This is a genomic window from Couchioplanes azureus, from assembly GCF_014648355.1.
Taxonomy (GTDB): Bacteria; Actinomycetota; Actinomycetes; order Mycobacteriales; family Micromonosporaceae; genus Actinoplanes; species Actinoplanes azureus.
Genome location: NZ_BMQY01000001.1, coordinates 1,480,477 through 1,506,684, shown reverse-complemented (window position 1 = coordinate 1,506,684; position 26,208 = coordinate 1,480,477). Strand labels below are relative to the sequence as shown.

The 26,208-nt window shown below is 70.7% G+C and carries 22 protein-coding genes, 1 tRNA gene and 2 pseudogenes; 19 read left to right on the top strand and 6 right to left on the bottom strand.

Annotated features, from left to right (window positions below; all coding sequences use genetic code 11):
* The first annotated feature begins 1 nt into the window (after position 1).
* The 5 genes from IEY99_RS06920 (at position 2) to trhA (ending at position 8,691) form a co-directional block, all read left to right on the top strand.
* Positions 2-1,501: a dihydrolipoamide acetyltransferase family protein gene (locus IEY99_RS06920; RefSeq protein ID WP_189200301.1), complete on the top strand. Its 1,500-nt coding sequence runs from the start codon at positions 2-4 to the stop codon at positions 1,499-1,501.
* A 163-nt stretch (positions 1,502-1,664) separates the two neighbouring features.
* On the top strand, positions 1,665-1,802 hold the full coding sequence (locus IEY99_RS06915; RefSeq protein WP_189200299.1) for a hypothetical protein: 138 nt from the start codon (positions 1,665-1,667) through the stop codon (positions 1,800-1,802).
* Between the two features lie 624 nt (positions 1,803-2,426).
* Positions 2,427-6,077 (top strand): LppU/SCO3897 family protein, encoded by a 3,651-nt coding sequence (locus IEY99_RS06910; protein ID WP_189200297.1) that lies wholly within the window; start codon positions 2,427-2,429, stop codon positions 6,075-6,077.
* A gap of 67 nt (positions 6,078-6,144) precedes the next feature.
* Positions 6,145-7,923, top strand: coding sequence for an NHL domain-containing thioredoxin family protein (locus tag IEY99_RS06905; RefSeq protein ID WP_189200736.1), 1,779 nt, complete (start codon positions 6,145-6,147; stop codon positions 7,921-7,923).
* Positions 7,924-8,013: 90 nt separating this feature from the next.
* Complete coding sequence (gene trhA, locus IEY99_RS06900) at positions 8,014-8,691, top strand: PAQR family membrane homeostasis protein TrhA (protein ID WP_189200295.1); 678 nt, start codon at positions 8,014-8,016, stop codon at positions 8,689-8,691.
* A gap of 22 nt (positions 8,692-8,713) precedes the next feature.
* Here the strand turns inward: trhA and IEY99_RS06895 are convergent, their stop codons facing one another.
* Positions 8,714-8,995: a DUF6458 family protein gene (locus IEY99_RS06895; protein ID WP_189200293.1), complete on the bottom strand. Its 282-nt coding sequence runs from the start codon at positions 8,993-8,995 to the stop codon at positions 8,714-8,716.
* 101 nt (positions 8,996-9,096) lie between these two features.
* On the opposite strand from IEY99_RS06895, the gene IEY99_RS06890 reads away from it, so the two are divergent.
* The gene (locus IEY99_RS06890) at positions 9,097-9,609 is read left to right on the top strand and encodes a SixA phosphatase family protein (RefSeq protein WP_189200290.1); all 513 of its coding nucleotides are present in this window, start codon (positions 9,097-9,099) and stop codon (positions 9,607-9,609) included.
* A gap of 91 nt (positions 9,610-9,700) precedes the next feature.
* On the opposite strand, the gene IEY99_RS06885 is transcribed toward IEY99_RS06890, so the two are convergent.
* Positions 9,701-11,557: an acyl-CoA dehydrogenase gene (locus IEY99_RS06885; protein ID WP_189200288.1), complete on the bottom strand. Its 1,857-nt coding sequence runs from the start codon at positions 11,555-11,557 to the stop codon at positions 9,701-9,703.
* Positions 11,558-11,849: 292 nt separating this feature from the next.
* On the opposite strand from IEY99_RS06885, the gene IEY99_RS06880 reads away from it, so the two are divergent.
* Positions 11,850-12,152: a hypothetical protein gene (locus IEY99_RS06880; RefSeq protein ID WP_189200286.1), complete on the top strand. Its 303-nt coding sequence runs from the start codon at positions 11,850-11,852 to the stop codon at positions 12,150-12,152.
* A gap of 14 nt (positions 12,153-12,166) precedes the next feature.
* Here IEY99_RS06880 and IEY99_RS06875 read toward each other — a convergent pair whose 3' ends face one another.
* Positions 12,167-13,294 carry a PP2C family protein-serine/threonine phosphatase gene (locus IEY99_RS06875; RefSeq protein ID WP_189200284.1) on the bottom strand — a complete coding sequence of 376 codons (1,128 nt, stop codon included), beginning with the start codon at positions 13,292-13,294 and terminating at the stop codon, positions 12,167-12,169.
* 101 nt (positions 13,295-13,395) lie between these two features.
* On the opposite strand from IEY99_RS06875, the gene IEY99_RS06870 reads away from it, so the two are divergent.
* Positions 13,396-13,962: a phosphoribosyltransferase gene (locus tag IEY99_RS06870; RefSeq protein WP_189200282.1), complete on the top strand. Its 567-nt coding sequence runs from the start codon at positions 13,396-13,398 to the stop codon at positions 13,960-13,962.
* 48 nt (positions 13,963-14,010) lie between these two features.
* A complete protein-coding gene (locus tag IEY99_RS06865; protein ID WP_189200281.1) occupies positions 14,011-14,316 on the top strand; it encodes an SCO4225 family membrane protein in 306 nt (101 codons plus the stop codon).
* Between the two features lie 133 nt (positions 14,317-14,449).
* Here the strand turns inward: IEY99_RS06865 and IEY99_RS06860 are convergent, their stop codons facing one another.
* Genes IEY99_RS06860 through dcd form a run of 3 tightly spaced genes read right to left on the bottom strand, consistent with a single transcriptional unit; the run spans position 14,450 to position 15,554 of the window.
* A complete protein-coding gene (locus IEY99_RS06860; RefSeq protein WP_189200279.1) occupies positions 14,450-14,614 on the bottom strand; it encodes a hypothetical protein in 165 nt (54 codons plus the stop codon).
* A gap of 56 nt (positions 14,615-14,670) precedes the next feature.
* On the bottom strand, positions 14,671-14,958 hold the full coding sequence (locus IEY99_RS06855) for a YciI family protein (RefSeq protein ID WP_189200277.1): 288 nt from the start codon (positions 14,956-14,958) through the stop codon (positions 14,671-14,673).
* A gap of 17 nt (positions 14,959-14,975) precedes the next feature.
* Positions 14,976-15,554 carry a dCTP deaminase gene (gene dcd / locus IEY99_RS06850; protein WP_189200276.1) on the bottom strand — a complete coding sequence of 193 codons (579 nt, stop codon included), beginning with the start codon at positions 15,552-15,554 and terminating at the stop codon, positions 14,976-14,978.
* Positions 15,555-15,629: 75 nt separating this feature from the next.
* On the opposite strand from dcd, the pseudogene IEY99_RS06845 reads away from it, so the two are divergent.
* From IEY99_RS06845 to IEY99_RS06800, 10 genes and pseudogenes are all read left to right on the top strand, one after another.
* Positions 15,630-16,178, top strand: a pseudogene (locus tag IEY99_RS06845) (pyridoxamine 5'-phosphate oxidase family protein); the annotation flags it as partial.
* A gap of 531 nt (positions 16,179-16,709) precedes the next feature.
* Positions 16,710-16,783 (top strand) — tRNA-Gly (locus IEY99_RS06840).
* Positions 16,784-16,868: 85 nt separating this feature from the next.
* Positions 16,869-17,147: pseudogene (locus IEY99_RS35235) on the top strand (transposase); the annotation flags it as partial.
* A gap of 514 nt (positions 17,148-17,661) precedes the next feature.
* A complete protein-coding gene (locus IEY99_RS34050) occupies positions 17,662-18,351 on the top strand; it encodes a hypothetical protein (protein ID WP_229798182.1) in 690 nt (229 codons plus the stop codon).
* A 29-nt stretch (positions 18,352-18,380) separates the two neighbouring features.
* Entirely contained in the window at positions 18,381-18,845 is a 465-nt protein-coding gene (locus tag IEY99_RS06825; protein WP_189200270.1) for a peptidase inhibitor family I36 protein, read from the top strand.
* A gap of 265 nt (positions 18,846-19,110) precedes the next feature.
* Positions 19,111-21,513, top strand: coding sequence for a response regulator (locus tag IEY99_RS06820; protein WP_189200268.1), 2,403 nt, complete (start codon positions 19,111-19,113; stop codon positions 21,511-21,513).
* A 306-nt stretch (positions 21,514-21,819) separates the two neighbouring features.
* Positions 21,820-22,980, top strand: coding sequence for a glutathione-independent formaldehyde dehydrogenase (locus tag IEY99_RS06815; protein WP_189200266.1), 1,161 nt, complete (start codon positions 21,820-21,822; stop codon positions 22,978-22,980).
* A 9-nt stretch (positions 22,981-22,989) separates the two neighbouring features.
* On the top strand, positions 22,990-23,490 hold the full coding sequence (locus IEY99_RS06810; RefSeq protein ID WP_189200734.1) for an inositol monophosphatase family protein: 501 nt from the start codon (positions 22,990-22,992) through the stop codon (positions 23,488-23,490).
* A 242-nt stretch (positions 23,491-23,732) separates the two neighbouring features.
* Positions 23,733-24,128 carry a VOC family protein gene (locus IEY99_RS06805; protein WP_189200264.1) on the top strand — a complete coding sequence of 132 codons (396 nt, stop codon included), beginning with the start codon at positions 23,733-23,735 and terminating at the stop codon, positions 24,126-24,128.
* Between the two features lie 735 nt (positions 24,129-24,863).
* On the top strand, positions 24,864-26,156 hold the full coding sequence (locus tag IEY99_RS06800) for a polysaccharide deacetylase family protein (protein WP_229798178.1): 1,293 nt from the start codon (positions 24,864-24,866) through the stop codon (positions 26,154-26,156).
* Positions 26,157-26,208 lie beyond the last annotated feature (52 nt).

Here is a 26,208-nt window from a genome sequence, read left to right as displayed (position 1 = left end):
GATGTCGCGAATCAAGGAATTCACCCTGCCCGACCTCGGCGAGGGCCTGACCGAGGGCGAGATCCTCGCCTGGCTGGTCAAGGTCGGCGACACGATCGAGCTGAACCAGCCGATCGTCGAGGTCGAGACGGCCAAGGCCGCGGTCGAGATCCCGGCCAAGTGGGGCGGGGTCGTGACCCGCATCTTCCACGAGGCGGGAACGACCGTGGAGGTCGGCGCGCCGATCGTCGCGATCGACACCGATCCCTCCGCGGGCCCGCTGCCCGAGGACGCGTCCGGGTCCGGCCCGGCCGCCGGGCCGACCATGCCGGAGCCGTCGGCCGAGTCGCTGGCCGCGGTGGAGGTCGCGCCCGAGGAGGGCGCGGTCGAGCCCGGTCTCATCGGTGGTCCGGCTCCGGGCGGTCGCACGGCGGTGCTGGTCGGGTACGGCCCGCGCACGGTGACCGCCAAGCGCCGGGCCCGCACGGGTACGGCCGCTTCCGCTGCCGTCACACCGGCTCCGGTGGCGCCCGCTCCGGTGGCTCCGGCTCCCGTGGCTCCGGCTCCGGTGGCTCCGGCTCCCGTGGCTCCGGCTCCGATGGGCGCTGGGCGCGCCGGTGGGCCTGTGCTCGCCAAGCCGCCCGTGCGCAAGCTCGCCAAGGACCTCGGGGTCGACCTGTTCTCGCTGGTCGGAACCGGTCCGCTGGGGTCGGTCACGCGCGATGACGTGCACGCCGCGGCCGCTTCTTCCGCGGCTGCCGCGCCCGTCAACGGTGCGGCGGCGACGGTGACGGCGGCGCCGGCGGTGTTCGACGCCTCGCGCGAACAGCGGATCCCGATCAAGGGCGTCCGGAAGCTCACGGCCGAGAACATGGTGGCGTCGGCGTTCACCGCACCGCACGTCACGGAGTTCCTCACCGTCGACGTGACCCGGTCGATGAAGTCGCTGGAGCGGCTCAAGAGCCGGCCCGAGTTCCGCGACGTGCGGGTCTCTCCGCTGCTCTTCGTGGCCAAGGCCGTGCTGCTGGCCATCAAGCGTCACCCGATGATCAACTCGACCTGGTCGGGCCAGACCAACGAGATCGTCGTCAAGGACTACGTCAACCTCGGGATCGCCGCCGCGACGCCCCGCGGGCTGATCGTGCCGAACGTCAAGGACGCCGGCCGGCTCACCCTGCGGGAACTGGCCGAGGAGCTGAACGGCCTGGTGCAGGTGGCCAAGTCGGGCAAGACGCCGCCTGCCGACATGTCCGGTGGCACCTTCTCCATCACCAATGTCGGGGTCTTCGGCGTCGACACGGGCACGCCGATCCTGCCGCCCGGCGAGTCGGCGATCCTCTGCTTCGGGGCGATCCGCCCGATGCCGTGGGTGCACAAGGGGAAGATCAAGATCCGTCAGGTCACCACGCTGGGTCTCTCGTTCGACCACCGAATCGTGGACGGCGAGCTCGGCTCCAAGTTCCTGCGCGACATCGGCAGCTTCCTGGAGGACCCGGAGGGCGCGCTTCTCTCCTGGACGTAGTTATTCGGCAGGGCGACCACCCCACCTTAGATTCTTAGGTGGGTAAGCGGGATCACCCCATGATTCGTTGGCAGCCTGCGGTCCGGCGCGGTTAAATGGATTCAGCGCCGGACCACAGGCGACCACCGACGAGGCCCACAAGGCCAGGGGAGATGAAACCGTCATGAGCACCCTCGACCGCATTCGTAGCCGCCGGCTCGCCAAGCGCGAGGCCCGTGCCATCGACCGGGCGTGGCGGGCGGCCCCGACGCAGTCCATGCGTAACGAGATCGCCATCTTCGCGCAGCAGCGCGTCTTCTGATCCCGTCGGGCGTCGACGCCCGGTCTCCGTCCGCTCGCGTCCGGGACCGCCCGTCCGCCCGGCTCCGGGCCGTCCGCTCGTCGCTCGCTCGACCGGACGACCCGACCGCCCGACTCCGGGCCGCCTTCCCGCCCGCCAGCGGGAGGTGCGCCCTCAGTGGGACAACCTCCGTCCCAACCCACAGCGTCTCCGATCGCCTCGCAGATCGGAGACGCGCACAAAGCCCCGACCGGCTTGCCGGTCGGGGCTTTGTCGCATCCCGGCTCGTGGACGGGCGATAACGGTCAAGGCCCGACCGCCGGCAGCGCACGTGCCTCCTGATAGGACGCCGGCGGTGAGCCACATTCCCCCAGGATGAATCCGACTCTTAGGACAATCCTCCGAACCCGCGGCGCCGCCGCCGATCGGCGTGTGCATGATCACGTTCGGTGGTCTCCCGGCACGTGACGCGCTCCGGACGGCGTACACCGGGATTCCGGCAGTCGTCCGCGACCGGTACGGTTGGGCACGGTCATCCGCCCGGGCTCGGCCGGCCGGGGCGACGGCCGGGGTCACGCCCAGCTCTACAAGTCGGCCGCGTCCGTGCGTAGGGTGGCACGGCCGACAGTCATGGAGGAGGCGGATATGACGTCCGAGGGCCAGCAAGCCGGTCGCCAGCCGGGGGCCACGTCGGGCGGCGGCACCGAGCCGTTCGGCACCGACGGCCTCCCCGCGGGAGCCTTCCCGCCGGATGCCTCCCTGCCCGCCGGCTTCCCGCCGGACGTGTCCCCGCCGGGCACGTTCCCGCCGGCAGCTTCCCAGCCCGGCACGTTCCCGCCGGCAGCTTCCCAGCCCGGCGCATTCCCGCCGGCCGGCGCGCAACCCGGCGCGCCCGAAGCCGGGCCGTCGTATCCGCACGCCCAGGACTCGTTGCCCAGTGCGTACGCGCCGCCGCCGCACGCCACGCCGAACGGCGGCTCACCGTTCGTGGTTCCCGCGGTGCCCCCGGCCGGGCAGCCCCCGGCGGCACAGGGTCCGGTGTTCGGCCCCGGAGCCGCCCAGTTCGCTTCCCCGCCGGGATCCGCGCGGGACATGCCGCAGGCGTCCGACCCGGCCCTGCCCACCCGCAACTCCCAGGCGCCGCGCGGCTCCGGCCAGCAGCCGCCCGCCCCGCAGCCGCCCGGCGTGTTCCCGCCGGCCGCCCCGCAGCCGCCCGGCGCGTTCCCGCCGGCCGCCCCGCAGAGCCCGTCCGGCCAGGCCGAGCAGCACTCGGCATGGGCGCCGCCGCCATCCGCACAGCCGTCCCGCGAGGCCAATCCGTTCGAGCCGCACCCGTACCGTCAGGCACAGGGCGGTCAGCTTCCCCAGCGCTCCCCCGGCGTCGCGGGAGGTCCGCTCGCCGGCCCGGTCGGCGAGTTCAACGGCTTCACCCCCGTGCGGTCCGCGGCGAACCCGCCCGCCGACGCGCCCCGGCGCTTCCCCCCGGCGACCGACGATCAGCAGTCGTCCGGGCGGCCGCCGGGCGTCTCCGCCTTCGGTGATCAGCGCGTCCGCGTCCCCGGCGCCACGCTGACCGACCTTCCGGAGGGCACGCCGCCCCAGAGCAACGGTCCAGGCCGCGCCGGGTCACCCGAGAGCGCCGGTTTTCCCGTACGCGGCCAAGCGCCCGAAGGCGCAAGCTTCCCGCTGCGAGGCAGTTCCTCGGGCGACACAGGAAGCTTCGGCCGCCGAGAGGAACGTGCTCCGTCGTTCTCGTCGCCCCCGGAAGCCGCACGCCAGCCGTTCGACACCCCCGGGGAGGACACGTCTCTCCGCCGGACCGACCGGCCGGAGAACGGGAGCGGATTCCCCCAGCGCGTTCCCGGGGCTTCCTTCGAGTCACCGGACGCGGGCCGCCCCGACACCCCCAGCTACCCGCAACGCGTACGCGGCGCGTCCTTGACCCCCGGCGCCGGCCCGGTCGCGACCGAGCCCCGCGACTCCGCATCGGCTTTGGAGTCCCGCACCTCCGCACCGGCACCCGAACCGCGCAACTCCGCGTTCATGCCGCAGCCCCGCGAGTCGGCCCTGCCGCCGCAGCCCCGCGAGTCGGCCCTGCCGCCGCAAACCCGCGAGTCAGCCCTGCCGCCGCAAACCCGCGAGTCAGCCCTGCCGCCGCAAACCCGCGACTCGGCCCTGCCGCCGCAGGGCCGCGAGGCCGCGCCGGTGCCGCAGCCCCGCGACTCCGCCGAGCGTCCTGGCGGCGCCGCCGAGGCTGGCGCGGAACGCACCACTCCGGCCAAGGGTTCGGCACGTCCGGTGTCCGCGAGCGCATCCGTGCCGGTAGCCAGCCGTGTCGCACCGGTGGAGCCGGACGAGATTCCGCCGGCGCCCGTGGCACAGTCGCGCGTCTACGGACGGCCCGCACCGGCACCCGAGCAGGACAACCCGGGCGACCGCGACGACGCATCCCCGGCAAGCGACAGCTTCGGCACCGCACCCGCCTCGGGCAGCGCCGGCTCGGACGATCCCGAGGGTCAACACCTCTACGGCACTCGCCCGGCGTCCGGCGCGGATGACGGTGCGGCCTCGCCGAGCACGTTCGGCACGCCACCCACGGAGGGGCCCTTCGGCCCCCGGCCCGCCACGGCCGGCGAGGGCCTCTTCGGCCCCCGGCCCGCGACCGGCTCCCCGGCAGACGACGGCCCCTTCGGCGCCCGACCTGCCACCGGTTCCCCGGCCACAGACAATCCCTTCGGCCCCCGACCCACCTCCGGCTCCCCGGCGGACGAGGGCCCCTTCGGCGCCCGGCCCACCTCCGGCTCACCTGCCGCACGGGAGTTCGGCACCCCGCCGGCGTCCGGATCCGGCTTCGACCCGGCCGGCGGCCCCCGCCCGGTCGGCGGCGACTTCGGCAAGACCCCCGAGGGCGGCCCCTTCGGCACGAGCGACGACCGCCCGTTCCACAGCGGGGACCGGCCGTTCGGCAACACCAGCGACGACCGCCCCTTCGGCAGCAGCGGCGACGGTCCCGCCTCGGGTGGCTTCGAAGAGCCGGCGCCGGACCGCTTCAGCCCTCCACCGGCCCAGCCCGGCACCTACGGCACCCCGTCGTCGGGAATGCCGGAGCACACTTCGCCCGCCGACGGCCCGTTCGGCGCGGCTCCCGTCTCCGGCGCGGACGCGTCCGGCCGGGTAGCGGGACGCGCCTCGGCCAGTGCCCGGGTTTCGCCCCCGGGCCAGCCGTTCCCGCCGGCTCCGGGATCGCCGGCCCCCGGTTCACCAGTGGGCGGCGCTCAGGATGTCCCCAGCGCCACGGCGTTCAGCGAGTTCACGACGGACATCGCGGGCCGCGGCCGGCCCGGACAGTCCGATCGGCCCGGACAGTCCGATCGGCCCGGGCAGCCGGATCGGCCCGGACACTCCGATCAGCCCGGACAGTCCGAAAGGCCCGGAGCCGTAGCGGGAATGCCGGGAAGTCCCGCCGCCGGCATCACTTCGCAGGACTACAGCGAGCACACGACCGATGTCGCGGGCCGTGGACACGGGCCGGAACAGCCCTACTCCGCTCGGCCTCAGAATCCCACGCAGCCCTTCGGCGAACGGCCGCAGGCGGCCTACGCCGCGCCGAGTCCCGTCCAGCCCTTCGGGGAACGCCCGGCATCCGACGCCACGCACCCCTTCGGGGAACGCCCCGCGGCCGACGCCACGCAGCTTTTCGGCGAGCGGCCGGGGACAGATTCGATGCAGCCCTTCGGGGAACGGCCGGGGTCGGGCCCGGCGCAGCCCTTCGGGGAACGGCCGGGGGCGGATCCGACGCAGCCTTTCGGGGACCGGCAGCAGCCGGGCAGCGCTTTCCCGAGCGCGGCCAGCCGGGCCACGGTCATGCCGCCCGACCCCGAGTCGACGGCCAGCTGGCCGGGCACCGGGGAGAACGAGGCCGACCAGGACCGGTTCAACTCGTTCCAGCCGGATGTGCCGGCCACCGAGGCGGCCAAGCCCGAGACGACGCACGTACGGATGCTGCCGGTCCTTCTCGGTGTCATTCTCGGCGCCGGTCTGCTGGTCGGGCTGACGTTCGGCATCACGTGGCTGATCGCCCGGGGTTCGGACACCGGCGGTTTCTCCGTGAGCACCGGCGACTGCGTCAAGCGGGACGGTGCCGAGGCCGTGACCGCCAAGTGCAGTGACGCCGAGGCGTACGAGGTGACGGCCATCGTCGACGCGAAGGAGAAGTGCTCGGACCCGGGCCAGCCCTACGTGCTGAACCCGACCGGCGACAAGACCCAGGTCCTCTGCCTGAAGCGCCGGGGCTGACCGCGGCCGTGTGCCGAGCCCCACTGTGTTCGGGGCCGGCCGGGCGGCCGCCGTCAGGCACGATGGGATCATGACTGCGCGCGTGCGGGCGCCCGAGTTTCGGGGCCGAGGCTGGCTGAACACCGGTGGCAAGGAGTTGACGCTCGCCGACCTTCGGGGGCGGGTCGTCGTGCTCGACTTCTGGACCTTCTGCTGCATCAACTGCCTGCACGTGCTCGACGAGCTGCGGCCCCTGGAGGACAGGTACGGCGACGCTCTCGTCGTCATCGGGGTGCACTCGCCGAAGTTCGAGCACGAGCGCGACCCGGCCGCCCTCGCCGCTGCCGTGGAGCGGTACGGCGTGCACCACCCCGTCCTCGACGACGCCGACATGGTGATGTGGCAGCAGTACGCCGCGAAGGCCTGGCCCACCCTGAGCGTCATCGATCCGGAGGGGTACGTCGTCGCCTCGATGGCCGGCGAAGGCCACGCCGAGGGGCTGAGCCGGCTGCTCGACGAGCTGATCGCCACCCACGAGGCCAAGGGCACCCTGCGCCGCGGCGACGGTCCGTACGTCGCCCCGCCCGCGGACGACACGCTGCTGCGGTTCCCCGGCAAGGTCATCGAGCTGCCCAGCGGCAACCTGCTGGTCTCCGACTCGGCCCGGCACTCGCTCGCCGAGCTCACGCCGGACGGCGACGCCCTGGTGCGCCGGATCGGCACCGGCGAACGCGGCCGCGCCGACGGCCCGGCCGACCGGGCGAGCTTCTCCGAACCCCAGGGGCTCTGCCTGCTGCCCGACGGCCGGACCGTGGTCGTCGCGGACACCGTCAACCATCTGCTCCGCGGCTTGGACCTGGAGACCGGCGAGGTACGGACGCTCGCCGGCACCGGCCGTCAGTGGCGGTCCGCCGACGACGACGGGGTCTCGCTCTCCTCGCCGTGGGACGTCGCCTGGTTCTCCGGCCGGGTCGTCATCGCGATGGCCGGCATCCACCAGCTCTGGTGGTTCGACCCGGAGACCGGCACCACGGGCGTCTACGCCGGCACGACGGTCGAGTCGCTGCGCGACGGCCCGATCCCGGACGTGTGGATGGCGCAACCGTCCGGCTTGTCCGCGTACGGGGAGAAGCTCTGGATCGCCGACAGCGAGACGTCGGCGCTGCGCTGGGTCGAGGCCGGCGAGCTGCACACCGCGGTCGGTCAGGGCCTCTTCGATTTCGGTCACGTCGACGGCGTCGGCAAGGAGGCGCTGTTGCAGCACCCGCTGGGTGTCGGCGCGCTCCCGGACGGGTCGGTGCTGGTCGCGGACACCTACAACGGTGCCGTACGCCGCTACGACCCGGCGACCGATGAGATGTCCACAGTTGATTCCGGACTGGCCGAGCCGAGCGACGTCCTCGTCACCCGCGCCGGGGACGTGTTCGTGGTCGAGTCGGGGGCGCACCGCCTCGTCCGCCTGGCGCCGGGCACGGTCAGGACCGTCGAGGGTGAGCGTCACCGCACCGAGCGGCCGCCGTCGCCGCTCGCGCCGGGTGAGGTCACGCTGGACGTGGTCTTCACACCGGCGCCGGGTCAGAAGCTCGACACCACCTACGGGCCGTCGACGCGGCTGGTCGTCTCGGCGGCGCCGCCGGAACTGCTGCTGGAGGGCGAGGGCACCGGCACCGACCTCTCCCGGCGGCTGGTGCTGAACCCGGCCGTACCCAAGGGGATCCTGCAGGTTGTCGCGCAGGCCGCCACGTGCGATGCCGATGTCGAGCACGCCGCCTGCCATCTCACCCGCCAGGACTGGGGCGTGCCGATCGTCCTCGACCCGGCCGGCCCCGGTCGCCTGCCGCTGATCCTGCGCGGCCTGGACGCCTGAGCCTCGGCCCGGCGCTGGTAGGGCGGCCGCAAGCCGCCCGCCATGCGACGCCTACTTGCCAGTAACCTACGGTGCCGTAGCCTGGATGGCGTGACGACTTCGACTCCGTTCCGGATGAAGCCGGCCGACCTCGGCAAGCCGCGGATGCGCGGCCGGTTGCACCAGTACGCGTTCTACGTCGCACTCGTCTGCGGCGTCGTGCTGTGCTCGATCGCCGCCTCGCGGCCGGGGCTGTCGCCCTTCCTGAGCTGCCTCGTCTACAGCCTGACCGTGTGCGGGCTGTTCGGCATCAGCGCGCTGTACCACCGCCGGATCTGGAGCGAGCGCGGCTACCAGATCATGCGGCGGCTGGACCACTCGATGATCTTCATTTTCATCGCGGGGACCTACACGCCGTTCTGCATCCTGCTGCTCAACGGCGGGAAGGACACGGTGATGCTGAGCCTGATCTGGGCCGGCGCCGTCGGAGGCGTCGCTCTCAAGAGCATCTGGCCGCACCTGCCCCGCTGGGTGGGTGCGCCGCTTTATCTGGCCCTCGGCTGGGGCGCGGTGGCGATCCTGCCGGACATCGCCCGCAACGGGGGCATCGCCGATCTGGTCCTGCTCGCCACCGGCGGCCTCATCTACAGCGCCGGCGCGGTGTTCTACGCACTACGCAGGCCGAACCCGTGGCCGGCCGTCTTCGGCCACCACGAGTTCTTCCACGCCTGCACGCTGGTCGCGGCGATCTGCCACCACATCGCCATCTACTTCGCCCTCTACGCGTAAACGCGGTCAGGCTCAGGGGCGATCACGCACCGTACGACGGCGGCGGCGGGGGCTGGTGCCGCGTGGTCTGGTGGTACTCCTCGACCACCTGGCCGTCGCCGCGCACCACCGGACGCTGTTCGACCACGGTGGTGGGCCGGCGCCGGCTGTTCCAGTACCAGATCGTGACGGCCAGACCGATCAGACCGGCCAGCATCAGCACATAGCCGACCACGTTGATGTCGAGACCGCTGACCTCGGCGTTGACGGCGAACGCGAGGATCGCCCCCAGCGCCAGGAGAAAGAGGCTTCCGCCGATGCCCATCTGGACCTCCCTGGCTCGTGCTGCCGCTCCGAGCCGCGGCAATTTGTCGATCAGGGTGTCTACCCAAACGGCGCGGCGCTCAATCAGTCATGCTCTTCCCCATGACCGCACGCACTCTCGTCCTGATGCGCCACGCCAAGGCGGAACCGCCCGGTGAGCTGACCGACTTCGCACGCCAACTGACCGGTCGCGGCCGGGCGGACGCCGGTGCGGCGGGCGCGTGGCTGGCCGCGGAGGGCCTGCGCCCCGGGCTCGTGTTGTGCTCCTCGGCGACGCGTACCCGGCAGACGTGGCACTGCGTGGCGGTGGCCCTGGGCCAGGCCGACCCGGAAGCGCCGGCGCCGGAGGTCCGCTACGAGGACGGCCTCTACGCGGGCGGGCGCACCGAGGTGATCGACCTGCTGCGGGCCGTTCCGGACTCGATCGGCACCGTGCTGGTGGTGGGGCACAACCCCACGGTGTCCGATGTGTCCATCCTGCTCGCGGACGGCGCGACGTCGCTGCGCGAGGGCCTGTCGACCTCCGGACTCGCCGTGCACCGGGCGGAGGGCTCGTGGTCGGCCACCGAGCCGGGCTCGATGCCGCTGGTGACGACGCACACCGCCCGCGGCTGAGCAGACGAAAAACCGGCGGACATCCTTGTCCGCCGGTTTTCCGTCTTCAGGAGAGAGCGAAGCGTCGGTCGCCCTCAGGGGAGAGCGAAGCTCAGAAGGCCTCTTCCGGGAGGTCCATCAGGTCGAGCGTCGTGTTCTCGATGATCCGGCGGTCGGCGCCGATCCGGGGCAGGATCTCCCGGGTGAAGAACCGGGCCGCGGCGACCTTGCCCTCGTAGAAGGACTTGTCCGACGCGCTCAGCTCGGTGCCGAGCTTCTGCAGCGCCACGTCGGCGCCGCGCAGCAGCAGCCAGGAGACGATCACGTCGCCGAGCGCCAGCAGCACCCGCCGCGAGGTCAGGCCGACCTTGTACAGCTCGCGGGTCTCGCCGCCCTGGACCGCCTGCAGCCAGCCCATCTGCACGCCGAGGATCGCCTGGAGCTCGCCGAGCGCCTTGCCCAGCGCCAGCCGCTCCTCCTTGAGCTGACCGTTGCCGGCCTCGCTCTCGATGAACTCCTGCATCTCGGAGGCGACCGTGGCGAGCGCCCGGCCGTTGTCCTTCACGATCTTGCGGAAGATCAGGTCGAGGCTCTGGATCGCGGTGGTGCCCTCGTACAGAGTGTCGATCTTGGCGTCGCGGACGTACTGCTCGAGCGGGTAGTCCTGCAGGAAGCCGGAGCCACCGAAGGTCTGCAGCGACTCGTGGCCGAGCAGCTCGTACGCCCGCTCCGAGCCCACGCCCTTGACCAGCGGGAGCAGGAAGTCGTTGACCCGGGCCGCCGCCTTGGCGGCCTTCTCGTCGCCCGCCGCCTGCGCGATGGCGACCTTGTCCTGCCAGGTGGCGGTGTAGATCACCAGGGAGCGCAGGCCCTCCGCGTACGACTTCTGCAGCATCAGCGAGCGGCGTACGTCGGGGTGGTGGGTGATCGTGACGCGCGGGGCGGCCTTGTTCGAGTTCTCGGTCAGGTCGGCGCCCTGGACGCGGTTCTTCGCGTACTCCAGCGCGTTCAGGTAACCCGTCGAGAGCGTGGCGATGGCCTTCGTGCCGACCATCATCCGGGCGTACTCGATGATCATGAACATCTGGCGGATGCCGTCGTGCACCTCGCCGAGCAGCCAGCCCTTGGCCGGGGTGCCGTGCTCGCCCATCGTGATCTCGCACGTGTTCGAGACCTTGAGGCCCATCTTGTGCTCGACGTTCGTGGCGTAGATGCCGTTGCGCTCGCCCAGCTCGCCGGTCTCCGGGTCGAAGTGGTACTTCGGCACGATGAACAGCGACAGCCCCTTGGTGCCCGGGCCGCCGACGCCCTCGACGCCCACGGGACGGGCGAGCACGTAGTGGATGATGTTGTCGCTGAGGTCGTGCTCACCCGAGGTGATGAAGCGCTTGACACCCTCGAGGTGCCACGAGCCGTCGGGCTGCGGGATGGCCCGGGCCCGGCCGGCGCCGACGTCGGAGCCCGCGTCGGGCTCGGTCAGCACCATCGTCGAGCCCCACTGCTTGTCGACGAAGATCTTCGCCCACTTCTTCTGCTCCTCGGTGCCCTCGACCTCGACGACGTGCGCGAAGGAGGGACCGGAGGAGTACATCCAGATGGGGGCGTTGGCGCCGAGAATCTGCTCGGCGATGGCCCACCAGAGCGTCCGCGGGGCGAAGGTGCCGCCGAGGTGCTCGGGGAGGTCGAGGCGCCAGAACTCGGACGCCATGAAAGCGGCGTACGACTTCTTGAACGACTCGGGCAGCGGCGCGGTGTGAGTCGCCGGGTCGAACTTCGGGGGGTTGCGGTCCGCGTCGGTGTAGCTGGCCGCGAGGTCCTCGCGGGCGAGCCGGTTCACCTCCGCCAGCACGTCGCGTGCGGTGTCGGCGTCGATGCCGTCGAACGGCGCCTGACCGAAGGCACGATCCGCCCCGAAGACCTCGAAGAGGTTGAACTCCAGGTCGCGCAGATTGCTCTTGTAGTGAGTCATGTGTTCTTGGCCCCGCTCTCCGGACGCGAGTTACCCGTCAGTAACCACCACTGTATTACCCATCGGTAGCTCCGACAAGTCACTGCCGATCAATCGGGTGACGAGGGCCCGGAATGAGCTGACCGGCTCCCTGTCCGTCGACTTGGGGGTCAAACGTCTCCGATCGGGTGGCAGGGCTGACAGCCGTTCGGGCATTTGGCAGGCCGTGGCATCACAGGGACGTATCGACGCCTGCGCCGCGTCGTTGCTCCCGGTGTACGCGCAGGACGTACACAGACCCGGGGAGGTCTTAATGTTCACCACGATCAAGAGCCTTATTCCCGAGCCGCGCCAGGCCGACCAGCCCCGCCACTACGTCGGACGGCACCGGCAGCCCGAGCCGGTCCCCGCCCGCGCGGCGGTCGCGGTCATTCCCGGCCCGCTGCGCCCGGCGACTCCCGGCCCCGCGGCTCCCGGCCAGGTCAGCCCGGCGATTCCCGGCCCGGTGAGCCCGGTGGTTCCCGGCCCGGTGAGCCCGGCGAGCCCCGCGAGCGACGCCGACGCGAAGCCGGCCGCCACGCCGCCGGCACGCGTCGAGGAAACCTCCGGCAAGTAGGCGTCGCGGGCCGGCTAGCTGCCGGCCGCGCCCACCTCCCAGCTGGGCATCGGTACGGCCGGCCCGCCGTCGGAACCGGCGTACTCGAGCAGCACCAGGGCGATGTCGTCGTCCAGCTGCCCGTGCACCCAGTCGACGAGGGCGGTCTCCAGCGAGGCCAGGCCGTCGCCGACCGTACCGTGCCCCAGCAGCCGCCAGGCCCGGTCGGCCGTCGGGAAGAACTCACCGTCGCGGCGGGCCTCGCCCAGGCCGTCGGTGAAAAGCAGCAACCGGTCACCCGGCTCCAGGCGCTCCACCCGGGGCTGAGCGACCGGCATGAAACCCAGCGGGGGTGCGGGCGCCGGCGGCTCGAGGGCGATGACCTGCCCGCGGCGCAGGAGCAACGGGGCCGGGTGTCCACAGTTGACGATGGTCAGCGTGCCGCCGCGCTCCTCGACCAGGGCGGCGGTCACGAAGTCCTCGTCGCCGACGCTGCGGGCCACCGCCCGGTCCAGGTCGGTGACGATGGCACGCAGGTCGGCCCGCTCGTACGCGACGTGCCGGTACGAACCCAGGACGATGCTGGCGAGCCGTACCGCGTCGAGGCCCTTGCCCCGGACGTCGCCGATGATGATGCGGACCCCGTACGGTGTGTCGAGGGCCTCGTAGAGATCTCCACCGATGTCCGCGGCGGCCGACGCCGAGATGTAGCGGCCCGCGACCGCCAGCGCGCCGACCTTCGGACCCAGTGGGCGCAGCACCGCCTGCTGGGCCACCGCGGCCAGCCGCAGCAGCTCGGCGATCCGGGCGGCCTGCCGCTGCCGGATGGTCGCCACCGTGGCGGCGATGCCGGTGGCCAGCACCAGCCCGAGCACGTTGATCATGCCGACCGAGCCGAACGAGCCGTTCGCGGTCGCGAAGATCAGGCCGGCGACGGTGGCGAGGCCGCCCACCGCGAGCACCGCCCGCCAGTACGCGAAGACGGCCGCGAGGAACGGCACCGCCGCGAAGAGTCCGACGAAATTGGCCTCCTTGCCGTCCGCCAGTTCCAACCCCGACACCGCGGCGAGCAGCACGAGGGCCGCGCCGAGACCGGCGCGGGATCCGGGACTGAGCGGGCGACGGCCCGACGGCAACTTAGGCATGGGTACGCCGAACAGCATGCCTGATCCAGACCGGCGGCTGCATCAAGTTGACCCCTAGTCTGACCGGGTTCTGTCCACTCGGTGGTCCGGCCGGCGCACCGCGGTGACACCATGTCCGCGTGGCATCGGACCTGCGTGATCTTCTGCGTGCCGGATTCCGCTGGACGGAGCCCGAGCCGGGCAGCGGCCTGCTCGTCAGCGACCGCTCGGGCTGGTGGCGCGACGCCCGCATCCTCGACGGCCTCGGCGCGGGCCTGGCGGGCCTCTTCCCGGACGCCCGGCCGACCGTCGTGGTGTCGCCCGAGGTGACCGGCTTCCTGCTCGGCCCGCTCGTCGCACGCGCGCTCGGGGTCGGCTTCGTCGAGGCGTACCGCGCCGGCGCCCGCCGGCCCATCGCCGAGCCCATGACCTGGGCCCAGGTGTCGGCCGACCACCGCGGCGACGCCCAGCACCTCGGCGTACGCACCCGCCTGATCGGCCCGGGCGACCGGGTCCTCGTGGTCGACGACTGGGCCGTGACCGGATCCCAGGCGCGGGGACTGCACGCCCTCGCGTCCACCCTGGGCGCGACCGTGGTCGGCACGGCCGTGATCGTGGACGAGTGCCCGCCGCCGGTCGCCGCCGAGCTCGGCATCCGCGGTCTGCTCACCGGCGTCGATCTGAGCAGCTCACCGGGTGGAGGCTAGGTAGCGCTACTCAGGAACGGGCGTACGCGGCTCACCAGGATGGTCCGCATGACCAGATTCTTCTTCGGCAACTGGGTCACCCGGGGCTATCTGTTCGCCGTCGCGACGGCCGCGGTCGTCCTGCTCGGCGCCAACCTCGCCACCGGCGGCCACGAACCGTCCTTCGCGGCGGTGTACCTCATCGGACTGACCGCTCCGGTCTCCGTGATCTTCGCGCCGATCGCCCTGCTCGGCGAGGGCTGGCTCGCCGTCGCGATGCTGTGGCTGAGCGTGGCGGCCGGCGTCCTGCTCAACACACTGCTGATCAACACCATCGTCGGCGAGGTGGGCAAGTTCCACTCCCGCCGCGCCTGAGCTGCGCTCAGACGGTGTCGTCGCAGTGCTTCAGGCCCACCATCCGGCTGTCCAGGCCGGGGACGCGCCCGCTGCGCCGCTGCACGAGCGAGGCAATCAACATGAGCCTCAGCATGGGCCTGGTCAGTGCACCTCAGTAGGTGCCGTTCGTCCCGCCGTCGTAGTGCCCGAACCCGGCCGTGCGGCTGTCCGGACCGGCGCCTCCGCGCACCTGGCTGGGGGCGGAGCTGCGGCGCCGCACGACCATCAACAATGCCGCGCTGAGAACCACGACTGCGACGACCAGGGCGATCAACATTTCGTCATCGTACGAGGTCAGCGCACGGCTCACCCTCGGCCGACCGGGCAGGAGGATCAGGCGGGACGACGCCAGTCGGCCAGGACCCCGCGGGCGGGCGTCCATCCCTCCGCGGCGTACTCGGCCAGGCCGCGCTGCACGTACGGGTCGTCGGCCATCAGCTCGCGGGCCTCGGCCTCGGTGTCCACGGCGAGCAGCACGATGCCGCCGACCGGGGGATTCCGCCGGCCCGCCGACACCGCCAGGCCCCGACCCTCCAGGCCCGCCAGGAACGCCAGATGGTCGTCGCGGGCCCGGTCCACCTCGTCGAGCGGGGCGAGGTACGTGGAGATCATCAGGTACATCACGGTCTCCCTCGGCGTCAGGTGGTCGGCCAGATGCGGAAGTTGTACGAACTGCGGCTGGGCGTGGGCCCGCGCTGGCCCTGGTAGCGGGAGCCGTAGACCGCGGAGCCGTACGGGTGCTCCGCCGGGCTGGACAGGCGGAAGATGCAGAGCTGACCGATCTTCATGCCCGGCCACAGCTTGATCGGCAGGTTGGCCACATTGGACAGCTCCAGGGTGACGTGCCCCGAGAACCCCGGGTCGATGAAGCCGGCCGTCGAATGCGTCAGCAGGCCGAGCCGTCCCAGGCTGCTCTTGCCCTCCAGCCGGCCCGCGAGCTGGTCGCCGAGGGTGATCACCTCGAGCGTCGACGCGAGCACGAACTCGCCGGGGTGCAGCACGAACGGCTCGCCGTCGCCGACCTCGACCTCGGCGGTGAGGTCGTCCTGCCGCTCGGCCGGGTCGATGTGGGTGTAGAGGTGGTTGTTGAACACCCGGAAGTAGCGGTCCAGCCGCACGTCGATGCTGGACGGCTGCATCAGCTCCGGCTCGAAGGGCTCGAGTGCGAGGTTGCCCGACTTGATCTCGGACACCAGGTCACGGTCGGAGAGCAGCATCGGCACACCATACCGACCTGCACTCTCCGGCGCGGCGAGTGGTCGTCTCGTACATATGTTCTATATGATGTTGCCATGGCTTCCTGGTCCGAATTCGCCGCCGCCGAGCCCGACCTCGCCGCGGCCATCCGTGCGCTGTTCCAGCAGTACGGCCCGGGCATGGGCTACCTCGCCACCGTCCGCCCCGACGGCGGCCCCCGCGTGCACCCGGTCTCGCCGGTGCTCACCGACGAGGGCCTCTACTGCTTCATCGTCGACTCGCCGAAACGCCACGACCTGGAACGCGACGGCCGATACGCCCTCCACTCCTACCCACCGGAGGACAGCGACGACGAGGCGTACCTGACCGGTCGCGCCCACCTCGTCACCGACCAGGCCACGGTCAACCACCTCGCCGACGCCCTGCGCGCCTCACCCCGCGTCGACTGGCGCCTGTTCGAGCTCTCCATCGAGACAGCGATGCTCCGCCGCCACGGTCCCGCCGGCGCGCTACCCCTGGCGACAACTCTTCGATACCCGCCAATCACCCTCAAGTGGCTGGCCGCGGGCCCGGCGACCTCCGGCACCTCGACCACGAGGGCGACGCTGACGACACCCACGATCGACCCGGCGAAGCCGGCACCCACCCCGCCGCCAGTCGACGCCGATATCGCACCCTGCCCGCCCGCGGCCACCGCCCACCGTGCCCAACCGACGGCAGGGAGCCCGCCCGCGGCCGCCGCACGCCACGCCGAACCGGCAAGACTCCACCTCCGCGCCGGTGTCCCGACCGTGCCGGCCGGCCTCGGCCGCCCGGCGCACCCGGCCCCGCACAGCAGCGGCCGGCCCCACACACCCGACAAGGGCCTGACCCGCGCGTCCGAGTCCGAGGAGGATCGCCCCGCTCTATCCGACCTATCCGACAAGGACCAGGCTCGCACCGGCGAGGACCGGACCCGCACTCACGAGAAGGGCGGCACTCTGCAGACTGCCGGCGTCTTCCTCCAGGATCTTGCCCACGCCACCACCAGTGCGTAGGCGCCGGCCGGACACCGCGATCTGCGTTCGCGGGGCGCTGCCGGGCCTGGAGGGAGCCGGGCCGCGCCACGTCCGGCCGGCGCCTACCCAGGGCGGCTACGCCACAACGCCCGCGAATCGGGTACAGTGGGGCCGCTCGCGGGTGTAGTTCAATGGCAGAACATCAGCTTCCCAAGCTGACAGTGCGGGTTCGATTCCCGTCACCCGCTCCACGCACGGAAGCCCTGGTCAGGACCGATGGTCCGGCCAGGGCTTCCGTCGTTCTAGAGGGCTGAAACAGGCTGGCATGCCACTAGCGTGCCTTTAGCTCGCCTCGGCGGCCGGCTGCTCGCCCTCGACTACCCGCCTGGTCTTGCGCTTGCTCGACCGCAGCACCGGCGCATCCTGACTGCGCTGGGCCGGCACCGCTACCGGCTCTGGCGCACCTGGGAACTCAAGGAACAGCTGCGCGACCTCTACCGCACCACGGATACGGCAAACGCCCGTGCCTATCCGAAGCGCTGGTGCACCGCCGTCAGGCGCAGCCGCATCCCCGCCTTCGGCAACCTGATGCGGCGGATCGAGAAGCACTTCGACGCGATCGCGACCGGGGCATCGCCGCCGTGTCCACTTCGTGCACCGATCGAGTCGGCCGCAGTCGCCGCCCCGGCTGCGCGACATCCCGCGAAGCGTCCCACGTTTCGCACGACTTCCCAGCTCAGGGGCCGCTTCGCATCCCAGCATCCCTGCCGCCCGGCGATCACTTGTCCCGCTGTGGAGGCGACCAGCACTGTCTCGGCGTACCGGCAGAGCGGTCGGCCCGCGACAGCGGGGGAGGGGTGTTTCACAGATGCGTCGGCAGAAAAGTTGGTGGCCTGTATCGGTAATCGCGGCGTCGCTTCAGCTGGTGATGTCGGCGTGCACCGGATCCGACGGGGGGCCGCCACCGAAGCCTGCCGCCATCCCGGCGCCAGAGACGGTCGAGTTGACCCGCGACACGACCCAGGAGGAGACGGAGGTCCTCTACCGGGCGGAACAGATGCGGATCCGGGACTGCATGCGAGGGCAGGGATTCGATTATTTCCTGGTACCTCGGAAGCCTGTGCCGGAAATGCGGGACTTTCCCTACGTCGTGGACGACGTCAGCTGGGCCGCGAAGTACGGCTACGGAAGCACGCTGTACCGCCTGAACGAACTCGCTCTGGAGAAGGACCCCAACGAGCGCTACTTCGAGTCGCTGCCGGCGACCCGGCGGGCCCAGGCACAGCTGGCGCGCAACGGAGACGCCCGCAACGGCGACCTGCTGGTCGATGTCCCGGGCATCCCGACCACGGTGACCAGCAGCAGGGGTTGTCGGGCGGCCGCTCAGCGGGAGCTCTACGGCGACCTGCCGGCCTGGGTCCGCGCCAACGCGGTGATGACCGCGCTCGTCCCGCTGCGGCAGGGCGCGGTGACGGCCGACCCCCGTTTCGTCAAGGCGGTGCAGCGGTGGAGCCGCTGTATGCGTGAGCGGGGTCACCCGTACGCCTCGCCGGCCCAGGCACGCGACAACGTCCCACGGCTGGTGCGCCACGTCGGTCCGGAGCAGTCCGGACCGGCGGACGCCCCAGCCGCGGAAACCGCACTGGCCGTCGCGGAGGCGACCTGTGCGAACCGGACCGGCCTGGCGGCCACGGCGCGTCAGGTGGACCAGGAGCACGCCGCCCGGCTCCGTGCGCAGTACCGGGCGGACGTCGCAGCCGGACAACGGCTGCAACAACAAGCACTACCCGGGGCCCGGGTCATCGTGGCCGCGGGCTGACCCAGCACCACACCAACGAAGGGAAAAATATGAAAGGCATCGCCAAGAAGGCCGTGACCCGGCTCGGCAGCACCCTGGCCGCAGCAGCCGTGGCCACCACCGCCCTGGTCGCCGTGTCCAGCTCGCCGGCAATGGCCGCGCCCGACGGCTACCTGTACGCCTGGGAGCAAGACAACCGTGGCGGCCAGGTCTGCATGTGGCAGGGCAACGATGGCGACTGGTCCACCTGCGGAGTGCACGGCGCAACCACCGGCCGCAACATGCGCAACAAGGCGTCGTCGATCCACAACAACGGCTACAGCCACGCCGTACGGCTCTTCTACACCACGTCCAACACGTCGGCCTACGCCTGCCTGCACGTCGGGACGGCATGGTTCGAGATGGCCCGCGGCGGAGAGAACGGTCCGCGATTCAACCTGGGCGGCACGAACGGCCGAGGCGCCCTCGTGAACAACAACGTCGCCCGACACAGCTGGCACCAGACCTGCAGCTGAGCCTGACCGCGGGCCGTGTCCACAGTGCCCCCGTGGGCACGGCCCGCCCCAGCCGGCACGCAACGCGCACCGCCGCACCGCCCTACCCACTCCCGGTGCAGGAGCCCCACGGGCGTACTGGCCGAACCGGCGAGCGACCTTCTCATAACCCGGTGACGGACGGCGCAGCTCAAAGACCATTGAGCCGCCCACCCCATCCGCAGGCCCGAGTTCAGCCGCTGCCCAGCCGACGGGGTGGGCGTGCCCGCGCACCGGCATTCTCTGAGTGGGATCCTCCTGCCGGGCGCCGAAACAAAAGGCGACGGGGATACCCGTCACCGCTGCACTCCCACTCTCTGGCACAGCAAAACCACGATGCTTCGACAGCGCTTGGAGCGTTTGGGGCTACTTTGTCCTAATGGCGTTGGTGGTAGTGGCCGAGGACAACCTGGAGCATCAGCGCATCCTCGTCGAGATTCTTCGTCGTCTGCGCCACGAGCCGGTGGTGGTCGGTGACGGGCGTGCCGCGCTGGCCGCGATCGCGGCTCGCCGGCCCGACCTGGTGATCGCCGACGTCGAGATGCCTGAGCTCGACGGCGTGCAGCTGTGCCGGACGATCCGCGACAACCCCGAGCTGGCAGAGATTCCGGTCATCCTGGTCACCGCCTACCTGCCGTCGCGCGACCCCCAGCTGCACACGGCCGGCGCCGCCGTGACGGTACCCAAGCCGTTCAGCGTGCAGCAGCTGACCGAGGCGGTACACCACTGCCTCGACCCGGATCGGGCTTCCGCGGACACCCCGGCCGACCGGCTCGCCGCGGCCGACGATGACGCCCCGTCCGGCCTGACCCATACCCCGGGATTTGTGACCGCCCTGCTGGAGAGCCTGGACATCGGGGTCGCCGTCTGCGACCGGCACGGGGGCGGGCTGCTGCTCAACCAACCGCTGCGTGCCCTCTTCGGCGCCGACAACACCACGGTGGCGCAATCCGACTGGTCGCATCGGTTCCAGCTGCGCCATCACGACGGCACACCCTTGACCGCCGAAGAGTTTCCGCTGACGCGGGCCCTGGCCGGTGAACACGTCAAGCGCGCCGAAACGATGGCCTACGACCCGCGCGACCAGCCCCGCTGGCTGCTGGTCAACGCCCGGCCGATCCGCGACGGCACCGGACAGATCATCGGCGCGGTCGCCGCGGGCCACGACGTAAGCGCCGAGCATCAGGCCCGCCGCTACCAACAGTGCAAGAACGCCGTACTCGAAGCCCTGGCCGGCGCCCCGGACGCCGCCGCCGCCACCACCGCGGCGCTGCACGCGATCGGCACCTGGCTGGACTGGCCGTATGTGCGGCTGTGGCTGATCGACCCGGTCAGCGACAGGCTGACGTCGGCCACCACCTTCACCGCGCCCGGCGCCGAGCCCTTGCCGATCCCTGGGAGCATCCCGCCGGGGCACGGCCTGGCCGGCCTGTGCTGGCAGCGCGGCGAACCGATCTGGGTGCCCGACATCCACGCCCCCGGGCTGCCGCTGCCCGAGGTCACCCGCGGCGTACCCTACCGCGCCGCCGGCGCCGTCCCGGTACGCAGCGGCACCACCGTCGTTGGAGTCCTGACCTACTTCTCCCACCACCGGCAGGAATCCGAACCGGCCCTGACCGTCCTGCTGACCGGCATCACCGGACACCTCGGCGCCCACCTGGAACGCCGGCGCGCCGACGAACTAGCGCAGCAGCTGGCCGCCAGCATCGAAGAGTACGTCGCGCTGGTCGGCCACGAGCTGCGCACCCCGCTGACCTCCATCACCGCCTACATCGACCTGATCCGCCAGGAACCCGACGACACCCGGCTCGCCGACCTGCGCGAGCTGCTCGACGTGGTCGTCCGCAACAGCACCCGGCTGCTCAACCTGGTCGACCAGCTGCTCGACCTGGTCGCGCTGGAATCCGGTAACGCCCGCCTCCAGTCCACATCAGTCGATGTGGCCGCGATTGTGCGCGACGCCGTCGCCGCCGCGCACCCGAAGGCCGAAGCTCACCAGCTCACGCTGCACAGCGACCTGCCGGCGCAGGTGAACGTGTCCGGCGACCTCGACCGGCTGCGTCAGGTCGTCGACTGCCTGCTCGACAACGCCATCAAATACAGCCCCGAGCAGGCGACCATCACCGTCACCCTCACCCATCCCGACGACGTCGCAGTGCTCGAAGTCACCAACCCAGGCGCCGACGTGACCGCCGACGAGTACCCCCAGCTGACACGCCGGCTGTACCGCGGCCGCAACGTCCGCCATCACGGCATCCCCGGCGCCGGCCTCGGCCTGACTCTCAGCCGCGCCATCATCGAGCGCCACCACGGCACGCTACCCTCAGCCCGCATCCTCCCACCGACCTCACTGTCACCGTCCGTCTGCCCGCAGAGTGAGCCGCGTGCGGACACGCACCCGCCGAAGGCGGGGTCAACCTCGCCACCTTCGACCCCGGCAAACAGGTCGGGGAGACTCCCACCAGGCTGCTTCGCAACCGGTTGCGGCCTACCCGGACACCACCCACTCACCGTCAGTGACGGCCGGTGCAACCCGACGGCAAGGCCGAGTGGCCTTGGCCGATGGCGCCCAGCTTCGCGACGGCCGCCGAGAGCGAGCTTGTGGCTATCCCCGCAAGGTGTCGCGAGGGGAAGTGCTCCGCACCGGTAGCCGCGCGAATCCCGGGCGGCTTACCCAGATGCGGGCGAAGCATGCCCTGTGATCCGAGTCCTGCACCTGTAGCCACCCAGCGGTCGTGAATCGGGATTCTCGACATGGTGCAGAGTCGGGCGGCTACTCGATCGCGACTACCCGGGTCGGTCTTCGAGTCGGCGCATCGCGGACTCCAGGGCTGTCCACTGCGGCCGATGTTGGCGCGAATGCCGATACCGGCCCGGGGCGGTCCGTCGCGTGTATGTAATGAAGACCCCGGCCCGAGCCCGGACGGAGGGAGGTGTCTGCGACGAGGAGTCAGTAATGAAGGCAGTGGTGTATGAGGGGCCGCGGCAAATCAAAGTCAAGGATGTGCCGGATGCGCGGATCGAGCGGCCGACCGACGTCCTGGTACGGATCACGTCGGCGAATATCTGCGGCTCGGACCTGCACATGTACGAGGGCCGGACCGACTTCGAGCCCGGCCGCTGGTTCGGGCACGAGAACCTGGGCCAGGTGGTCGAGATCGGCACCGGGGTCGACAAGGTCCGGGTGGGCGACTGGGTCGTCCTGCCGTTCAACATCTCTTGTGGGCATTGCAAGAACTGCGAGCGTCAGCTGACGAACTACTGCCTGACCGCCCAGCCCGAACCGAAGATGGCCGGCGCCGCGTACGGCTTCGCCGACATGGGCCCGTACGGCGGCGGACAAGCCGAGCTGTTGCGGGTGCCCTGGGGTGATTTCAACTGCCTGCGGCTGGGCGAGGACGCCGAGCAGCGCCAGACCGACTACGTGATGCTGGCCGACATCTTCCCGACCGGTTACCACGCCACCGAGATGGCCGGCGTGCGGCCCGGCGACCAGACGGTCATCTACGGCGCGGGTCCGGTCGGGCTGATGGCCGCGCTCTCGGCGACCATCCGGGGGGCAAGCAAGGTGATGGTTGTCGACCGGCACCCCGACCGGCTGCGCCTGGCCGAGTCGATCGGCGCGATCCCGATCGACGACTCGAAGGTCGATCCGGTGCAGGCCGTTCTCGAGCAGACGATGGGACTGGGCGCGGACAACGGCTGCGAGTGCGTCGGCTATCAGGCACACGAGCCCGACGGCCAGGAGCAGGCCAACCTGACGATGAACCGGCTGGTCGCCTCGGTGCGCTTCACCGGGAAGATCGGCTGTGTCGGCGTCTTCGTGCCCCAGGACCCCGGCGCCGGCGACGAGCTGGCCAAGCAGGGCAGACTCGCCTTCGACTACGGCATGTTCTGGTTCAAGGGCCAGCACATCGGCAGCGGCCAGGCCCCGGTCAAGAAGTACAACCGGCAGCTACGCGACCTGATCGCCGGCGGCAAGGCCGAACCGTCGTTCATCGTCAGCCACGAGCTGCCCCTGGACCGGGCGCCGGAGGCCTACGAGCACTTCGACAACCGCGACGACGGCTGGACGAAGGTCGTCCTGCACCCGGCGATGGCCGGGACGGGTGCCTGACACAGCTGTATAACTGGACGGCGCGCGATCGCGATCCTCGCGCGCCGTCGGCACTCTCGAGTCATCGATCTTCCGTTCCTGGGTGAACGCTACTCCGCCGTCGAAGGTAGCGGGGCCGAGCTGAATGGTCGGCGGATCACCGTCAACCCGGTGTCGAAGGTCTCCGAGGCTGTTGTGGCCATCGGGGATTATGCCGTCGGCGAGAAGGCGGCACAGAAGAACAGCGAGCGATTCGCCATGACCGAACGTCTAGCGGCGAAAGTCCAGCGGATCCGCATGCACGGATCCGCTGCCATCGACCTGGCTTGGCTGGCCGCTGGCCGGGTGGACGCCGTCGCCATGTTGTCCAACAAGCCGTGGGATACCGCAGCAGGAGTGATCATCGCCCGCGCGGCTGGAGCTCGGATAGTCGATCGCGATGGCCTTTCCCACGACACGAGCGTCAACTCGACCGTCGCCGCGCACCCCGCTCTGTTACCAACGATCCTCGCCCTCGTCTCCGGCGCATGAGCTGCCAGGTGTCAGCGGTTGTCGCTTAGCTTGTGCTTTAACCTCCAGCTCCGACCTAGCGTCGTTGCGGACCAGCCCGCTGCGTCAGCAACGGCGACTACAGCGAGTGTCGGCCGGTGCGCCGGTGCGCCGGTGCGTGGGCAGAGACGAGACCAAACGCGCGTTCTCTGCGGGATGAGCGGTCGCTCGCTTCGTCGTCAAACGACTCGCAGTTCGATCCTCGTTTCTGAGATCATCCGGCGGTGACTTCCTACGTGTCCCACACCACCGTGGACTGCGCCGATGCGTACGCCCTGTCCCGTTGGTGGCAAGCCATCCTGGACTACACCGAAGACCCCGACGATCCCAACGAGCCTGGCCACGAGGAATGCATGATTTCCTCCGCTGACGGGCGGCACCGTCTGCTCTTTGTCGAGGTGCCGGAATCGAAGCAGGTCAAGAACAGGGTCCATCTCGATCTGCGTCCAACGCAGGGCACACGTGACGCGGAGTTGGCTCGGCTGACCGGACTTGGTGCGGCCGTTGTGGCCGATCATCGCAACCCCGACGGAACGGGGTGGGTCCTGCTCGCCGATCCCGAAGGCAACGAGTTCTGCATTCTCCGCAGCGAAGCTGAGGTTGCAGCCCAGAGGTCGTGACGGGCGGCCGGCGCTTACGCAGCCAGTCGCCACGCTCGCTCCTCGGCTAAATCCGTGTATTCGTCGGACGGGCCCGCGCCCTGGCGGCTGTCACGCAGCGTAACCCGGTCCAGGTGTGGCGGTGACCGGGGCTGCGCCAGCCGCGTCCACACCGGATCGATGCGACCGCTCATCCCGCAGAGAACGCGCGTTTGGTCTCGTCTCTGCCCACGCACCGGCGCACCGGCGCACCGGCGCACCGGCCGACACTCGCTGTAGTCGCCGTTGCTGACGCAGCGGGCTGGTCCGCAACGACGCTAGGTCGGAGCTGGAGGTTAAAGCACAAGCTTGGACCGCGTCATCCAGGTGACTCAGCGTCTGAGGTCCAGCAGTCTGCGGTACCAAGGACCCGGATGAGGTGCGAACGCAAGAGCCGCGGGTGGCGGCCCTGCTTCGGAGCACGCCGGCGCCGTGAACGGCTTGCGGTGGCCACTGTGAGTGCTTGGACGGTCGCAGCGGGTTCCCGGTTGTGGCTACGCCCGGAGTGCAGGCGGGGGCTGGGCCTTGAGGCGGCAAGGGGAGCGCTTCGGCCGGTGCCCTTAACGAAGATCGTCGGGTAGCGTGACGCCGTTCGCTGAAGGTGTTCGTTGATGACGTCCGATTTGTGGATTATCGGCGTCTTGGTGTTGGCGCTCGGGACGTGACAGACCTTCGGTGAGCGGCTGGGATCGACTGAACGTGGAGGACTGTTTCTCAATGCCGATCATTGCACCTCGATCAGTGCCCCGATGGGCTCCGGCGAAGTGGACGCAGAACTTCCAGCGTTCTCACGGCTGGACCGTCACGGGCGGCAATGTCGGGTCGTCGAACCTGAACGACACCACCGAGTTCGTTCGGGGGACGCAGTCCATCTCGCTCGTCACGGCCGGGCGCGCCACCGCGACCGGGGGCACGGCGGACCAGGCCAACTTCCAGAAGTTCGGTGGCCAGGCGCTCAACATGAACGGCAAGGCGATCCGCCTGATGTTCAAGGTGTCCGACGTCACCAAGCTGCGGTGGATCACCTTCTACGTCGGTACGGCCGGACTGGCGAACTTCTTCCGGTGGCGGGTGCACACGCACACGAACACCCAGAACTGGGTGCAGTCCGGCGAGTGGGTGTTCATCACCCTGCAGTGGGGAGACGTGCAGGGCGCCGGCGGCAACCTGAGCCTCTCGCCCGCGCGCGTCCCGTCGACGAAGTCCGGGTTCACCGACCTCCGGTTCCAGGTGGTCGACGCCGGCACCGGGCCGTGCACCGTACGGCTGCAGTCGGTCGAGCTCATCGACGACACATCGGCGACGTACCCGAAGGGCCTGGTGTCGATCACCTTCGACGACTCGTGGTCGGACGTCTTCGACAACGCCCGCCCGGCGATGGACGCCTACGGGTTCCGCGGGACCACGTACACGATCGCCGACCAGATCGGTACGCCGGGACGGTACAACCTGGCCCAGTTGAAGGCGGCGCAGAACCTGTCCGGGTGGGAGATCGCCGGGCATGCGTACCAGGGCGCCATTCACGGGGCGCGGTACGACGGCGTGACGGCCGAGAAGGTCGACGCCGACGCGGGGAACCTCCGGGCCTGGATGGTCAACAACGGGTTCAACAGCGACTCGTTCGCCTACCCGGGTGGGCGGTTCGGCAAGACGACGGACGGGGTGAGCGTCGAGGAGATCGTGGCGCGCTACTTCTCCACCGGCCGGTCGATCATCTCCGCCGACAACCGTGAGTCCACCCCGCCGCCGATGCCCCACCGGCTCCGGTCCCTCACGGGTATCAGCTCGATCGCCCCCGGCACGGCGAACCCCGCGAACCTGACCGGTCCCGGTGGTTTGCTCGACCGCGCGCAGTTGTCCGGCGGCTGGCTCATCCTGTGCTTCCACAGTGTCATCACCACGGCGCCGACGAACGACGCCCAGATCCACAAGGACGACTTCGAGTCGATCATGCGAGCCATCAACTCGCGGGGAATGCCGGTGCTGACGGTCGGCGAGGTCATGCAGTGAGCTGATTCGCCGGAAACCAGAAAGCCCTGCGAGGACCACCTCGCAGGGCTTT